We start from the raw sequence: 15,580 nt of genomic DNA, 5'->3' as shown, positions 1-15,580 counted from the left end.
GCGTAAGTAGTTGAATACTTTTGTATTCTTAGGCTAAGATACTACTCCTTCGGGTAAAGGGTCATCGGAAAAACTAATATCACCACGCTGCATGCGGTAGCAGAAGAAAGGGGGAAGGTAAGTCTCATTTTGTCTGAGCAATTGCCATATCTTTCTCCCGGAGCTAGCCTCAAAGTTCTTATTTGTGCTTTCTCCATCAACTTGTTTTCTATTTTGGTAGATGGGTTTACTGTATAGAATCGCAACCCGGTTTTTTTTATAAAGTATCTTTAGCGTTTGAGTTGGTAGTTTATATTTAAAAATCCGTTTAGGGACTTCAGGGTTTGCGTATTCATAGACCAAGGTATGCGCTCGTATTAAATGTATTCCCGGAGCTAATTTGTGGTGATGAGTAAAAGACTGGTCTATGCTAGAAGTGATGGGCTGTAGGTATTCTCTTGATTTCAGCTCTTTTTGAAACCTGGTTGGAAGGACATGATAGCTCATAAAAGCAAACAACGCAATCAACAGGCATCTTAATGCCTTAGATATAAAACGTACGTCAAGCCTGTTTTTCATTCCTTGCTGATAAAAGCGTTCAAAATATTACTATCAAATTTCTACATTTATGATCTCGGAATGATTTTTTAAATCTGGCATATTTATAGCTTCTTTGCAAATTAAATCGCTAAAAAATGATCAATCAAAAACCTACTTTTACAGCAGATGAAACTGACCTCTATAATTTCCGTTAATTTTAACCAACCCGAGGTTACCATAGCGTTCCTACATTCAGTCAAGAATAATACCACAGGAATACCAGTAGAGCTGATTTTAGTAGACAATGGGAGCAGAGAAGACCATGAAGCTGAATTTATGGCTGCTTATCCGGGCTTAAAATACCTGCGTTCAGCACAGAATTTAGGCTTCGCCGGAGGAAACAATATAGGCATTAAAATAGCTACAGGCGAGTTTTTACTCTTATTGAATAACGATACTGAAATCAGTGCCAACCTCATTTCAACATTAACTGAAGCCATGGAGGAAAACCGGGAAATCGGGATTATTTCTCCATTATTATTATACTATGATCAACCAGATACGATACAGTATGCGGGATTTTCGGAGATGAATTACCTCACTGCGAGGAATAAAGGGATCGGTAATATGGAACATAATACTGGCCAATATGATCATGATAGTCGGGAAACCGCTTTTTGCCATGGGGCAGCCATGATGTGCAGGAGGGCAGATCTGGATCAGGTAGGCCTGATGGCAGAAAACTATTTCTTATATTATGAAGAGTTAGACTGGTGCGAACAATTCAAACGCGCAGGAAAGAAAATCTGGTTTACCGGGCAAACAAAGGTCTACCATAAAGAGTCGATGAGTGTCGGAAAAGAAAGTGCTATCAAAACCTATTTCATGACCAGAAATAGATTACTTTTCATCCGTAGGAATACCGGCCTTTTCAATACCCTTCTTTTTACTTGCTTTTACATCGGAATTGCTTGTCCGAAACAAATATTTATCTACCTTAAAAAGGGAAGAAAGGATTTGATAAAATGGGTGTTTAAAGGGTTATTCTGGAACTTTACCCATTCCAAAACCAGCAATAACTTAGGCTTTAAAATTTAATATTAATGATCATACTTTTCTGGATCAGCATTTTTCTGATCGTATATACGTTTGTTGGTTATGGCTTTGTCCTTTACCTGTTGCTGAAGCTCAAAAACCTCTTTGTGAAACCCTTTTCTTTTGAAAAAGGGAAGGATTTGCCTACCGTAACCTTGTTGGTAGCGGCCTATAATGAAGCCGAGCTGATTGAAGAGAAAATCAAAAATACCCTCGCTTTAAACTATCCTAAAGATAAAATCCAATTCATTTTTACCACTGATGGTTCTTCAGATAGTACTCCTGATCAGGTGCGGAAATATTCGGAAATTACCTTACTGCATATCGATGCAAGGGAGGGGAAAATGGCAGCAATTAAACGGGCAATCCCATTTATTACTGGGGAAGTTACCGTGTTTACCGATGCCAATACCTTTTTAAATAAGGACGCTATTGTAGAACTGGTTAAACACTATCAGAATCCGAAAGTAGGGGCAGTAGCTGGAGAAAAGAGAATACTGGTACCAGAAACAGCCGATGCCAGTTCTGCTGGAGAAGGGTTTTACTGGAAGTATGAATCTCTATTGAAAAAATGGGATTATAACTTGTATTCAGGAGTTGGTGCAGCGGGAGAGCTGTTTAGCATTCGAACCGCATTGTACCAGCCTGTAGAATCGGATACGATTATCGATGATCATATGATCGCCATGCGCATTGCTGAAAAGGGATACATCATTGCCTATGAACCCAATGCCTATGCTATGGAAACTGCTTCTGCAGATGTGAAAGAAGAATTGAAACGCAAAATAAGAATCGCCGCAGGAGGAATACAATCTATCTTAAGGTTGAAAAAAGCGGCAAATCCTTTTCACAATCCCATATTTACTTTTCAATACATTAGCCATAGGGTACTGAGATGGACCATCACGCCATTTCTGTTAATCCTTGCCTTTGTTTTAAACGGAATCATTGCATTTAAAACGGGCGATTTGTTTTATCAGGTGCTATTTGGACTGCAGGTATTCTTTTACTTGTTGAGTCTCATCGGACTCTATTTTGAAAATAGAAACATCAGAATCAAAGCCTTATTTATTCCTTATTATTTCTGCGTGATGAACTATGCCGTGATCGCTGGCATCATCAGGTACTATAAGAAGAACCAAAGTGCGGCTTGGGAAAAGTCTAAAAGAAAATAATGGAAAACTATAATCCAGCAATTGATCCTAAAGAAGCAATTGCTGGATTATGAATGGCTAAAAGAAATTAAGGCCATTACTCAATTCCCAGAATTTAACAGGCTTACTGTCAGTTGGAGTAGCCGTGCTGAGTAAATGAGTCTCCGTCGCAAAAAAACTAGCGATGTCATAGTCCAAGCCATTTCTAAATACCCGAATATCCTTGCAAGGGACCTCTTGAAGTTGTTCTACAATTCCCTCTCCGGTAGATTTAACGATCGCTTCTTTTCTGGTCCAAAGCAGGTAAAACGTAAGGATAGGGAGGGCTGAATTCCCCAGCATCGCTTTTTCTTCTGTACTAAAGCAAAGATCAACCACCTCTTGATATTGAAAATATGGATCCACATACTCGATGTCCACACCAATGGGACTTTCGCTGATGGCGATGGTGATCAGGTCTTTAGAATGGCTGACGTTGAAGGATAGTCCGTCAATTGCGGGCTTCTTATTGTCTTTCAATTGAAAAACAAGGCCTTCAGCTGGACTACCCAGGAAATGGGCAAGGAGTTTTCTCAGAAAATATTTGCGGACCGTATAATTCTCTCTGCTTTGTTGGTGTAGAAATCTACTTGCTTTAGCCAATTCTTCTGCAGATAATATTCCATTGGGGTTTATCTTTTTAAAATAGTCACTCGCTTTAATTTTAAAAACGTGGACAAAATCCTTTATAGAGAGGTCTTGTCCATCATAAAGAAGCCAGTTGATCTGGCCAATCATCAAATTATCAGCGGTTGGTTCCATTAGATATTGTTTAAAGCAGCCTGTAAAATCCGCGCAAATTCTTCATTATTTGGAGGGTATAAGAAAGTCTCATGATCGCCAGGTACATGATGACGTTCTATGCCTTTGTTTGCATATTTTGCCCAGCCAAGAGAATGGTTGTCATCCAGATAATACAACCTTTTCTTTACGGTAAACAGGCTGATTTTTAGGTCTTCCGGAACCATGGTGTAATGATTGTGTGCCTGGTCGTAACTTTTATAAATCTCCTTTTCATAAGGACTGAAATGCATGGTGTATTCCTGGCCTTGAGGTGTCAAAGTCTGATCCATGCGGCGCTTGATGATTTGTCGTTGATAATGTATGGTTTCTCCAGGGTGACGGAATAATGAGCCAATGATAAATGGAACTTTATAAAATTGCCTTTTAATCTTATTCAGCACTTTTACAGATTCAGGAACCGAGCTCCCCACATCTCCTGCATAAGTATCTAGAATTCCTAAAAACTTAACCTCTTTGCCCATTTTTGTCAGCTGTTTGGCCATCTCATAAACAATGAAACCACCCAGCGAATAGCCTGATAAATAGTACGGCCCATTTGGATGAACTTTCATGATTTCTGAAACATATACCGCAGCAATCTCTTCAATACTATTATAAAGTACTGTTTCTCGGTTCAGACCCAAAGCTTGCAAGCCATAAAGTGGTTGATCTTCATCCAGGTATTTGCTAATGGATTGGAAAACCAGTACGTTTAACCCACCACCATGAACCATAAATAATGGGTGCTTTGATCCGGAGGTTTTTATGGGTACCAAGGCTTCCCATTTTACCTCTTCTTCATCAGGGCGCAGTTTTTTTGCCAGCTTTTGAATGTTGGCATTTTCAAAAAGAGTGGCCAATGGCAGTCTCTTTCCGGTTTCTTTTTCAATAGCAGCCATTACTTTTACGGCAAGTAGGGAGTGGCCACCAAGCTCAAAAAAGTCGGCAGTCGTATCCATATATTCTAAACCCAGTACCGCCGACCAGATGTCAAAGATTAGCTGCTCATCTTTATTTTGCGGAAGCTCCCTTGATTGCCATTGGTTTTCAGCTTTTGGCTGTGGTTTAGGAAGTGCTTTCTTATCAATTTTATGGTTTGGTGTAAGCGGGAACATTTTTAAAGCGATAAAATCAGCTGGCACCATGTAATCTGGAAGCGCATGGCTCAAAACTTCTTTCCAGGCTGCTATCGTTTTTTTAGAAAGAAAAACCTCGTTGGTTGAAATTGGGGTTTTAGCAAAGTCTAATGGGTTGGCCGTTGTCATATCAACCCCTATAGAAGGGGCTTCCGGTATCACGTTTGCGATTCCATCTTTTATAAATATCACGTCATAATTGCCATCTGTGCCATCATTGCCCCAACGGATATGTGTTTGATAACCCATTTCCTTCCCTAAGTCCCAGAATTGATCAGGATGAACGCCATCTTCCAAATGTGCCAATTGCTGTTTAATATCCGCAACCAAGGCCGTTGGTTCCGCATGACTCATCCATTGCAACAATGCATAGTCCCTGGCAGTTCTGGAATTGAATACGCCATTGATGGCAATACAGTTTGCCGCTTCTTTTTTGATCAAATCTGCTACAGCAGCTACACTTTTGAGTTGTTGCCAATCCAGTGTTATATCTGGTTTTATAGATTTATGATCAGAATTGACATAGATCCAAACATCGTAATGGTATTTAGTGGTTTCATTTAATGAGGATCCTCTTCTTAACTGTACATCTACACCAGATATCTCTGGCATTAACTTCGGTAGCAAATAGAAAAACGTGGGATCAGCAACAAACTCATCTTCGATTCTTACCCGGTTACTCACTACCTCCTGGAAATCAGGAAGTGTGCTGCTGTCTTTTGCATTGGCCAAATAGTCCATCGCATGGTACATGGTTAAGCTATTCTTCCCTTGCATATCTCCGATAAACAAGCAGCCACCATTCTTCAATCGCTGCACCGCATTACCAATTACTTTAAGGAAATAAGCAGTATCGGGAAAATACTGAGCCACACTGTGGATCAGTATCAAGTCGAACGCCGGATTGGTAATTTTACTAAAATCATCTGCAGCATTGGCACTTGTCTTTACATGCTGCCACTTCTCCGGATGCGTGTCCAACTTTTCCTGTAGTTTTTCAATCGCTGTTTCTGCATAATCTGTAGCCAGATAGGAGCTGGCAAAAGGAGCCAGTTCAAACATCAGCTGGCCACCGCCACTACCAATTTCTAAAATATCTTGTGCATGGAGCGCCTTAATCCTTTCCGCGGAAACCTTCAGCCACTCTGCTGCCTGTTCTACCAGGCTGTCGCTATTTTTCCATTGTTCTAATAAAATTCCATCAATCTTCTGCTCGGACTCTTCTTTTCCTGAGGAAGATTGTGCTGCCATATCATAAATGGTGTCCCAACGGTCTTTCCAGGAAGGTGTGGTGTTTTTTTGTTCCAGGTCTTCAGGAATCACATAAGCAACGAGTCGTTGCCCAGTAGATTGGTCTGCGGTGGCTATAACGACTGCCTGCTTGACCGCTTCCAATTCGGCAATACAATTTTCAATTTCGCCAAGTTCTATCCGATGACCACGGATTTTTACTTGTTGATCAGATCTGCCCAGACAAATGATTTCCCCATCTTCGGTGAATTTCCCCAAGTCTCCGGTTTTGTAAAGCCTGCTATTTTCCAGACCACTAAAAGTATCTTTTATGAACTTTTCGGCGGTCAGTTCTGGTTGATTTAGGTAGCCTTCAGCCAATCCTTCCCCGCCAATTACAATCTCCCCGATATTTCCCGGAGGAACCAACTGGCCGTTCTCATTCAGCAGATAAATACTGGTATTAAAAATAGGCTTACCAATAGTAATCAGTTCATCTTCTTTTTTAACCTCTTTTATGGTCGACCAAATTGTGGTTTCTGTAGGGCCATACATATTCCATAAAGAGGAACATCGCTGTAAAAGTGCTGTAGCTAAATCTTTAGGTAAGCTTTCGCCACCACACAATACCTTTAAGGAAAGGTTATTGGTCCATCCCGATTCTATCATCATTCTCCAGGTAGAAGGGGTAGCCTGCATGATGGTGATCTGTTGTTCTTGGATCAGATCCAGTAATAAACGCCCGTCTCTGGCGTTTTCTGTGTCGCATAAAACCAATTCTGCCCCGGTAATGAGTGGTAAATATAACTCCAGTCCGGCAATGTCAAAAGAAATTGTGGTGATCGCCAATAAACGATCCGAAGGATCAATGCCTGGCTTAGATTGCATGCTGAACAAGAAATTTAGCAGGTTGGCATGCGTGATTTTAACCCCTTTAGGTTTTCCAGTTGAGCCTGACGTATATAATATATAGGCAAGGTTGCTACCTAAAACAGCAACTTCCGGTCTTTTCGCCGGGCGGTCATCCAGCAAAGTCCAAATTTCTTCGATCACCAATTCAACAGCTTCCCCAGTATATTTGCCCTGATGTGCTTTAGAAACCAATAATATTTTCGCTTTGGAATCGGCCAACATATATACGATACGGTCATGCGGAAAATCTGGATCTAATGGTAGGTATACCCCGCCAGCTTTAAGAATCCCCAATAAGCCAATCACCATCTCTATGGAACGCTCTGTTGCAATGGCAACAATATCTCCGGTTTTGATCCCTTTTTCCTGTAAATAAGTAGCAAACTGATTGACACGGTAATTGAGTTCCCGGTAAGTCAATTGTTCCTTTCTAAAGCTAATCGCTTTTTGATTGGGTTGTTTTAAAGAAACGTCTTCAATGAGCTGCGTTAAGGGGGTGTTTTTGTCGAAATCTACTGCGGTTTGATTCCATGCTTTCAACTGATCCAACCAAGGTTCCGAATTTGCCACACTATGGGCGCTGATGGTTTTCGTAGGATCTTCAATGATGCTTTTCAATAAACTTTCAAAATCCCCGGCCATTTTTTCAATGGTCGCAGCGCTGAAAAGCTGGGTGTTGTAAGTCCATTCTAAGGTAAGTCCGCGCTTAGAGCTGGTGGCATTTAAAAACAATTCAAAAGTCTCGTAGGCTCTGGGGTTAGAAATCAGTTCGTAATCTAAGCCATCAAATGAGACAGAATTGTCCATACCCATATCAATATTGAAAACCACAGGAACCAATGGTATTCTTGAAGGATCTCTTTTTAGGTTCAGTGCTTTCACCAATTGCCCAAAAGTGAACTTCTGGTGGTCATATGCATCAAAGAAAGCTTTTTTTCGTTGTTTCAGATACGTACTGAATGATAAGTTCGGATCGATCTTAGTTTTTAATGGAAGCAGATTTACACAGTGACCGATCAATCCGAATTTCTCCGTTGCCGCTTGTCCGGCTGCAGGAAGTCCGACCACCAATTCTTCCTGATGTGTTTGTAAGTATAAGAATACCTCAAATGCGCTCAGCAAAGTATTCACCAGGCTGGCTCCGGAGCTGGCCCCTGTCTTTTTTAACTGTGTCACGATTTCCGTCGAAAGATGCAAATCAAAGCGGGATGCCTCATAGGTTCTTAATGCTGGCCTTGGGAAATCTGTTGGAAGATTCAGTACCGGCACATGATCTTTGTACATATCCAGCCAGTAATCGAGCGTTTTCCGGTACTCCGGACTCTGCTCAAAAACCATCATATCATGGGCATAATCACTGATCTGTGGAGCAGGACTTAGGCTAATCGGTTTCCCTTGCACATTGGCATTGTAAATTGTACATAAGTCTTCCAGGAATACTCCCGTAGACCATCCGTCGCTGATAATATGGTGCTTAACAATGGTAAAGAAGTAGTGTGTTTCAGAAAGTTTATGTAAAAATAAACGCATTAAAGGGCCTTCCTGTAAGTCAAAAGGAGATTGCATTTCCTGTTTAATAAATGCATTCAACATGGCTTTCTGATCAATTTCCCTGGAAATATCCTGAAAATCAAGTGCAATATCTTGTTCATTATAAATGATCAGGCTTTCTCCATTCGGACTCACTGTAGCACGTAGCGCTTCGTGTCTGTCCAGTACGTCCAGTAAAGCAGTTGCAAAATGAGCAAACTGAATTTCACCTTTAAGTTCCAAAGAAACAGATTCATTGTAGGCCAGGTTGGCGGCCAATCCACCTATCATGCAAGACAGCCAGATTTCTTTCTGTGGTTCATTCGTGAATACAATCTTTTCAATCTCTTTTGTTTCTTCAAAAGGGTCAAAGTCGACTGGTGTTAGTATATGTTGAGACATTAATTTCTTGTTTAGTTTATTTGGAGGTATTTTCCCGGGTTTTGTTCATCTTCAATAAACCAGGCCGGATTCCCATCTTTATCCTTTCCTAATCGGGCATTGGTTAAGGGCGGGTTATTATATGTATTCATTTTTGTAGCGATATCCTCCTGAACTTCAGGGTGGATATAGGTTGGAATAAAATTAGCCGCTTTTAACTCTCTTAAGCAGGCTTCAAAAGTGTGGATGATCTTGTCAATATCTTCCTGGCTGTGCGCGGTGGTCAGGAAGCAAGAAAAGCCTTCTAAAATATGGATGCCTTTTAGCCGCATCAATGTAAAGAATAACTCGGTATAAGCATAGTCTTCTAAAAACTTAACACGCCATAGTGAACCAAATTGTGCAATAAACATCGGTACATCTAGCTGTTTGATGATCCCATTTAAAGTATCCGCAATGTACTTAGTTTTTTCATTTAATCCCGATTGTAAACCAGGGCCTTGTTCCTGCATGTAAGTTAAAGAAGCTTTTGCTGTGGCAAGTGCCAGGGGATGGCGAACAAAAGTACCTGCAAAGTAGGTCACCCCAATTTCAGGAACTGAATCATCGCCATACTGCCAGAAACCACCGTCCAATGCATCCATAAACTTCCTTTTTCCTGCGATTATGCCAATAGAAATTCCTGCACCAGCTACCTTTCCATAAGTCCCCATGTCAGCTTTAATGCCAAACATTCCCTGGGTGCCACGTGGATGAAAACGGAAACCAGAAATCACCTCGTCAAAAATTAGTGCCGTTCCAGATTGCTCCGTTACGACTCTTAATGCTTTCAAAAAGTCAATTGGCTGGAATTCTGGCCGGCGACTTTGAACAGGCTCAACCAATACTGCGGCAATCTCATGCGCACGTTCTTTGATGATTTTTAAAGATTCATCCGTTCCATAATCCAGGATCAGCATATTTTGTACAGCTTCCGGCATAATTCCCGGTGCCGCAGGGAATGATTTCAATTTTTTACTACCCCTTACGATCACTTCATCCACAATTCCATGGTAAGAGCCGGTAAAAGCAACAATCAAGGACCTACCAGTTACGGTACGTGCAATCCGCATGGCACCTAAAACGGCTTCTGAACCGGTATTACATAGGGCAGAACGGTCAAAATCAGTGAACTCACAAATCAATTTACTCACTTCTCCGGCAAGCTCATGCTGTGGGCCAATTTCATAACCCTTTTCAATCTGTGCTAATAATGCATTTTTAATCACATCAGGCTGATAACCCAACATATTTGAACCAAATCCATTTAGGGCGTCGATGTACTCATTTCCATCAAGATCCCAGAACTTACTGCCTTTGGATTTATTGATTACAATGGAGTAAACCAACTCTTTTGTCGCGGGTTTAAAGCCAGAAACAACCCTTGGGTCGGCCATGTGAGACCGGTTTTCCTGAGTATAGGTCTTGCTGGATTTCGTTTTTTCGGTATACCTTGCTGTTAATTCATCCAGATATTGTTGTTGCTCCTGATTCAAAGAAGCTGATTGTTTCTCTATTTTCGGACTGGCGCCAAAAGGTTTCTTAATCTCTACCAGCTCTTCCGGAGTTAAATCAGGTGTCTTTCCATTGGCTATAGGAGCTGGACTAGCTTCCCTTGGTGTTACTGCCGGGCTAACCCCAACACTGCCGTTTTGTAATGGAATAGAATTTCCTCCTTGCAACAAGGCAACTTGTTTGGCTAATAACTGTATCTGCTGACTGATTAAGTCGATTGCTGCCCCTGAATTTTGTGGGTGATATCCAATATTCGAATGGCCGTTTAGTGCGGGTGACGGTTCAGGAATAGCAGATGATCCTGGATTTGGAGCAGTCGTTGTTTCCGCAGGTAATTGTTGATCCAGGTAATTGGCTAACAAATCCAGATTGCTAAACTCCTCATTTAACTGTCTAAAAGTAATCGGCACATGGAAACTTTTCTTCAGGGCGATTGCAATTTGTGTTAACAATAGGGAATCAAGTCCCATTTCTATAAAGCTGATTTCCGCAGAAGCATCCTGCATATCTATTCCTGACGTGTTTTCCAGAATGTCTTTGATCTGACTAATTAAGGATTGCTTTCTCATTACGGGTGTAGTTTGTTGGTTTGATGAAATTAAGGTTTCTGCTGTAAAAACGGGTGCTGTAAAATCTGACAATAGTGCAGCGGGCGTAGAAACAGGTGGTTGAACCCAATATTTTGTTTTATTAAAGGCGTAAGTCGGTAGATCTGTTAGCTTATTGCGCTTTTCTTCCTTGTAAAATGCAGCCCAATTGGGTTGATATCCATTCAGCCACAACTGTCCATAGGCTTTTAAAATACTATGAAAAGCAGTTTCATCCGCTTTTGGCATTTCCAGGGAGCTCAGGATCAGGTTGTTTTTTCCTGCTGGTTGCTGACGTAAAAATGTAGCCGTAGCATTACCAGGCCCCATTTCAATAAATGCTTTTCCTTCGTTTTCTGCGAGCAGCAATGCTGCGGCATCGTCAAACAGCACAGTAGCACGTAGGTGCTTGGCCCAATACGAAGGGTCTGTAGCCTCCTGGTCAGTCATTTTGCGCCCTTTTACCGTGGAGTAAATCGGTAAACGAGGCGCATTAAATTTCAATTGTAACAGCTCCTTGGTAAAAGGTTCCAACACAGGATCCATCATATAAGAATGGAAAGCATGGCTGGTATGTAATAGCCTGTTGGCGATTTCTTTTTCGTTCAATATGGCAGTAAACGCAGTGATTGCATCATCATTTCCGGCCAGCACACAGAGGTCTGGGGAATTTATTGCCGCGATTGCTATTTGTTCTGAAAGTAGCGGCTTTAATATTTCTGCCTTTTCACGCACAGAAAGCATGCTGCCACCAGGAAGCTCACTCATCAGTTGTCCGCGGGTAGCAATGATATTTAAAGCATCTTGCAAGTCGAGTACACCTGCAAAATGTGCGGCTACAAATTCTCCGATGCTATGGCCGATGAAAGCGGAAGGATAAACGCCCCAGCTCATCCATAATTTCCCTAAAGCATAGCCAATCATGAACAAGGAGGGCTGACTATATTTCGTGTTTTTCAAACGTGCTTCTGCGGCGGCATTGATTTCCGATGGATAGATTACGTCTAACAGGCTTTCTTGCAGTTTAGGCATTAAAAGCGCATTACATTCGTCCATTGCCGCACGAAATACGGGTTCATGGTCATACAATGCCTTGCCCATACCCGGGAATTGCGCGCCCTGTCCGGGGAAGGTAAATACCGTTTCTCTAATGATGCCTGGGTTCTTTTTTGTTTGTCCAGGCGCTAAATTACCGCCTTTTAGTAAGGCTGTTTTAAGTGATTCCTGGTCGGAAGCCAGTATAAATCTTCGGAATGGAAAAGCTTGTCGGAATTGGTTTAGGGTATAAGCAATGTCGGGAACAGACACGGCCTTGGCATCTGTGACGTAAGCCGCCAATTTTTCGCCATATTGATTTAAACTCTGTTCGCTTTTTGCAGACCAGCTGATCAATTGTAAAGGACGCGAGGGTGCTGAAGGTGTTGTGTTTTTGGCAATTTGATCTGGAGTCCGATGCGGATAAGATTCCAGAATCAGGTGCACATTGGTGCCACCCACGCCAAAAGAACTGACTCCTGCAAGGCGATGATCGCCTTCCCAGCTTTTTAAACGTGTATTTACGATGAAAGGGCTGTTCTCAAAATCTATATTTGGGTTTGGCTGCTCATAATTTATACTCGCAGGGATTTGCTGATGATACATGGCTAGACTGGCCTTAATCAAACCAGTTACACCTGCGGCACAGGTCAGGTGTCCGAAATTACTTTTTACAGATCCAATGGCACAATACTGGTTTTTTTCTTGTTTTCCAAAGGCGAGTTTTAACCCTTCAATTTCTATCGGGTCACCAAGTGGGGTTGCAGTACCATGGGTTTCTATATAGCTGATCGCTGCGGGGTTTATGGCGGCATCATGAATTGCCATCCGAATTGCTGCGGCCTGGCCTTCGGCGCTAGGCGCGGTAAAACTACCTTTTCCACCACCATCATTGCTGATTCCTACTCCTTTAATCAGCGCATAAATCAGGTCTCCGTCTCTTAATGCAGCGGCTTTGTTTTTCAATAAGACCACTCCGGCACCATCACTAAAAACGGTACCTTCAGCAGCAGCATCAAATGGCCTGCAATGGCCATCATTGCTCATCATTGCACCTTCTTCATAAAGGTGTCCCACATTTACCGGGGCATTGATTGTTGCACCACCGGCAAGCGCCATATCACATTGACCAGCTCTAATGCTCTGTACGGCCTGTGCAATGGCCAGGAGCGAAGTGGAGCATGCCGACTGAACATTGACTGCCGGACCTTTTAAATTGAATGTATAAGCAGTCCTGGTGGATACATAATCTTTATCATTGACCGTCACCACCTGAAACCGACCTACATTGTCAATGAGCTCCGGATTGGGTAATACGTTATTGGCATAATAGGTATTTACGCGGACACCAGCAAAAACGCCGGTGGTCAGTTCATTATTTACGGTTGAATAACCAGTTTGCTCCAATACCTGCCAGGCAATTTCTAAAAAGATGCGTTGCTGAGGGTCCATTAACTCCGCAAGTTTTGGGGTAATGCCAAAGAATCCTGCATCAAAGCCTTGAACCTCTGCTACGATACCTCTTGCTTTTACATAATCAGGATTGTTCCTCACTGCTGCAGGCACACTCGGATCGAGCGCTTCGTCGCTAAAAAATGTCGTACTTTCTTTTCCTGCTTTTAATAGTTCCCAAAGTTCTGTTACGGAATCCGCACCTGGAAAACGACCACTCATGCCAATTATGGCTACATCCTGATCTTCGTTTTTAATTCTGCCGGGGTGGTTATAGGTTTTAACCACTTCCTTGCCATCCATAAAAGCAGCAAGGTCTTTAACTGTTGGGAACTGGTAAATCTTGGTCACCAGTAAATGCAAGCCATATCTGGTTTTTAATAAGGCAACAGATTTTTGTGCCAGTAAGGAGTTTCCGCCAAGCTCAAAAAAGTTGTCTTCAATACCCACTCTACTTACCCCAAGGATTTCTTTCCAGATTTCCGAAAGGTTGTTTTCTGTTTCATAATTTGGCGCCTCATACTGATTGGTTAAGAGGGTAGCAGCATCCGGATCAGGTAAAGCTTTTTTATCTACTTTTCCATTCGGACTAAAAGGTAAAGCCTCCAACTGAACAATCAGCTGAGGTACCATGTATTTGGGCAGTTTGCTTTCCAGATAGCTGACCAATGTTTTTTTATCGTAGTTTTCCTGTACCACTACATAAGCGATGAGCCTCTTGTCGCCAAGCTGATTCTCTCTTGCTAAAATTACACCCTGTTTGATTCCGGGAGCTGTTTGAAGGATACTTTCAATCTCTCCAAGCTCAATCCTATATCCACGAATTTTCACCTGATCATCAATTCGACCCAGGTATTCAATCTCCCCATCTTCACGTCTTTTGCCAAGATCACCGGTTAGGTATAAACGGGCTCCAGGTTCATCACTAAAGAAATCTTTCACAAAGCGTTCTTCCGTGAGGTCCGGACGGTTTAAATAACCACGTGCTAAACCCGCTCCACCGATATAGATTTCTCCGGGTTCATTTGTTCCAGCCTCCTGGACTGCAGTATTCAGGATATAAACCTTTGCCTTGGTAAAAGGTTTGCCAATGGGGATGGTATGGTCGTAAACGGTATTTTCATTGACCAAATGCAGCAGCTTTCCAATGGTGGTCTCTGTAGGGCCATAGTGGTTTACAATTTTGCAGGTGTTTGAAGCAGGACGATTGATTTCTTTGACCATGCTGGCACTCAGTGCTTCCCCTCCAAATATCAATAACTGTTGTGGCATCAGATCCTGGCCATCCAGGGCTAAGGACTTCCAATGGGAAGGTACAATCTTTAGACAGTCAATTTTATGATCCTCGAAATAAGGATGAATGTATTCCGGGCTATTAAAGTTTTCTTTACTGAACAGGTGTAATGTGCCTCCAAGAGCCAATGAACTAAATATAACCGTATTGCCAAGGTCGGTTGCCATAGTGGCACCTACTGCATAGTTTTTACAACTGGATAGGGGTAAATGAGCTGCTAAGCCCAGTACATAGTCTGTTAAAGAATGATGTTCAATCAAGACGCCTTTAGGCAATCCTGTAGAGCCAGAGGTGTAAATGACATAGGCAGCCTGATCAGGACCAATCGTGATGTCGACTGGAGTATCGGGTAATTCGGCGGTAATGCTCCAATCTTCATCCGCCAGAATGACCTGCAGGCCAGAGGCTGCGGTTAAAAAGGGCAAGGATTTCAAATCGGTAATCACCAGGGAAGCACCACTGTCCTGAGCCATGTATTTCATGCGGGCCAGGGGGAAATCTTCATCAACGGGTACATAGGCTGCTCCAGCTTTTAGGATGCCTAAAATACTGATCAACATGCTTTCAGGGCTATTCAAGCAAATGGGCACCAAAGTTTCCTGATGTATTCCTTTACCGATCAGGTAATGCGCAAGTCGGTTAGAAATCTGGTCTAATTCCTGATAGCTTAAGGCATGGCTTTCAAATAATACGGCAGTATGATGGGGTGTTTCTTTGACTTGTTCAGAGAACAAATCCAGAATGGTATTTCTATCCGAAAAATTGGAGAGGTTATTCATATTGATTAACGTTTAATCTCTTGTTTACTTTGTTGTTCAGCAAAAAACAGGCTTATTTTTCTAAAATTATATTGGTCAGGGGAAATTACATAATTTCCCC

6 protein-coding genes are annotated in these 15,580 nt (G+C 42.1%); 2 read left to right on the top strand and 4 right to left on the bottom strand.

The features are described from left to right. Window positions 1–33: 33 nt before the first annotated feature. Complete coding sequence (locus GM920_RS05665) at window positions 34–558, bottom strand: hypothetical protein (RefSeq protein ID WP_182954281.1); 525 nt, start codon at window positions 556–558, stop codon at window positions 34–36. Window positions 559–705: 147 nt separating this feature from the next. Here GM920_RS05665 and GM920_RS05660 point away from each other — a divergent pair, with 147 nt between their 5' ends. Both GM920_RS05660 and GM920_RS05655 read left to right on the top strand, forming a co-directional pair. Further along, window positions 706–1,617 (top strand): glycosyltransferase family 2 protein, encoded by a 912-nt coding sequence (locus GM920_RS05660; RefSeq protein ID WP_182954280.1) that lies wholly within the window; start codon window positions 706–708, stop codon window positions 1,615–1,617. A gap of 5 nt (window positions 1,618–1,622) precedes the next feature. After that, complete coding sequence (locus GM920_RS05655; protein ID WP_182954278.1) at window positions 1,623–2,789, top strand: glycosyltransferase family 2 protein; 1,167 nt, start codon at window positions 1,623–1,625, stop codon at window positions 2,787–2,789. A gap of 57 nt (window positions 2,790–2,846) precedes the next feature. On the opposite strand, the gene GM920_RS05650 is transcribed toward GM920_RS05655, so the two are convergent. Genes GM920_RS05650 through GM920_RS05640 form a run of 3 tightly spaced genes read right to left on the bottom strand, consistent with a single transcriptional unit; the run spans window position 2,847 to window position 15,480 of the window. Beyond that, window positions 2,847–3,569, bottom strand: a complete 723-nt coding sequence (locus tag GM920_RS05650; RefSeq protein WP_182954277.1) for a 4'-phosphopantetheinyl transferase family protein — start codon at window positions 3,567–3,569, stop codon at window positions 2,847–2,849. Beyond that, on the bottom strand, window positions 3,569–8,800 hold the full coding sequence (locus tag GM920_RS05645; RefSeq protein WP_182954276.1) for a non-ribosomal peptide synthetase: 5,232 nt from the start codon (window positions 8,798–8,800) through the stop codon (window positions 3,569–3,571). Before GM920_RS05645 ends, GM920_RS05650 begins: the two co-directional genes overlap by 1 nt. Window positions 8,801–8,811: 11 nt before the next feature. Further along, the gene (locus GM920_RS05640) at window positions 8,812–15,480 is read right to left on the bottom strand and encodes a polyketide synthase (protein ID WP_182954274.1); all 6,669 of its coding nucleotides are present in this window, start codon (window positions 15,478–15,480) and stop codon (window positions 8,812–8,814) included. Window positions 15,481–15,580: the final 100 nt, after the last annotated feature.

It is taken from the genome of Pedobacter gandavensis, assembly GCF_014172405.1.
GTDB classification, from domain to species: domain Bacteria; phylum Bacteroidota; class Bacteroidia; order Sphingobacteriales; family Sphingobacteriaceae; genus Pedobacter; species Pedobacter gandavensis.
Note: the sequence above shows the minus strand (reverse complement) of the source record. Positions and strands in the feature narration are given on the sequence as shown.

What these genes read in the sequence shown, in the direction of transcription:
- GM920_RS05665 (WP_182954281.1), bottom strand. Translation starts at nt 558, where the DNA reads ATGAAAAACAGGCTTGACGTACGTTTTATATCTAAGGCATTAAGATGC.
- GM920_RS05660 (WP_182954280.1), top strand. Translation starts at nt 706, where the DNA reads ATGAAACTGACCTCTATAATTTCCGTTAATTTTAACCAACCCGAGGTT.
- GM920_RS05655 (WP_182954278.1), top strand. Translation starts at nt 1,623, where the DNA reads ATGATCATACTTTTCTGGATCAGCATTTTTCTGATCGTATATACGTTT.
- GM920_RS05650 (WP_182954277.1), bottom strand. Translation starts at nt 3,569, where the DNA reads ATGGAACCAACCGCTGATAATTTGATGATTGGCCAGATCAACTGGCTT.
- GM920_RS05645 (WP_182954276.1), bottom strand. Translation starts at nt 8,800, where the DNA reads ATGTCTCAACATATACTAACACCAGTCGACTTTGACCCTTTTGAAGAA.
- GM920_RS05640 (WP_182954274.1), bottom strand. Translation starts at nt 15,480, where the DNA reads ATGAATAACCTCTCCAATTTTTCGGATAGAAATACCATTCTGGATTTG.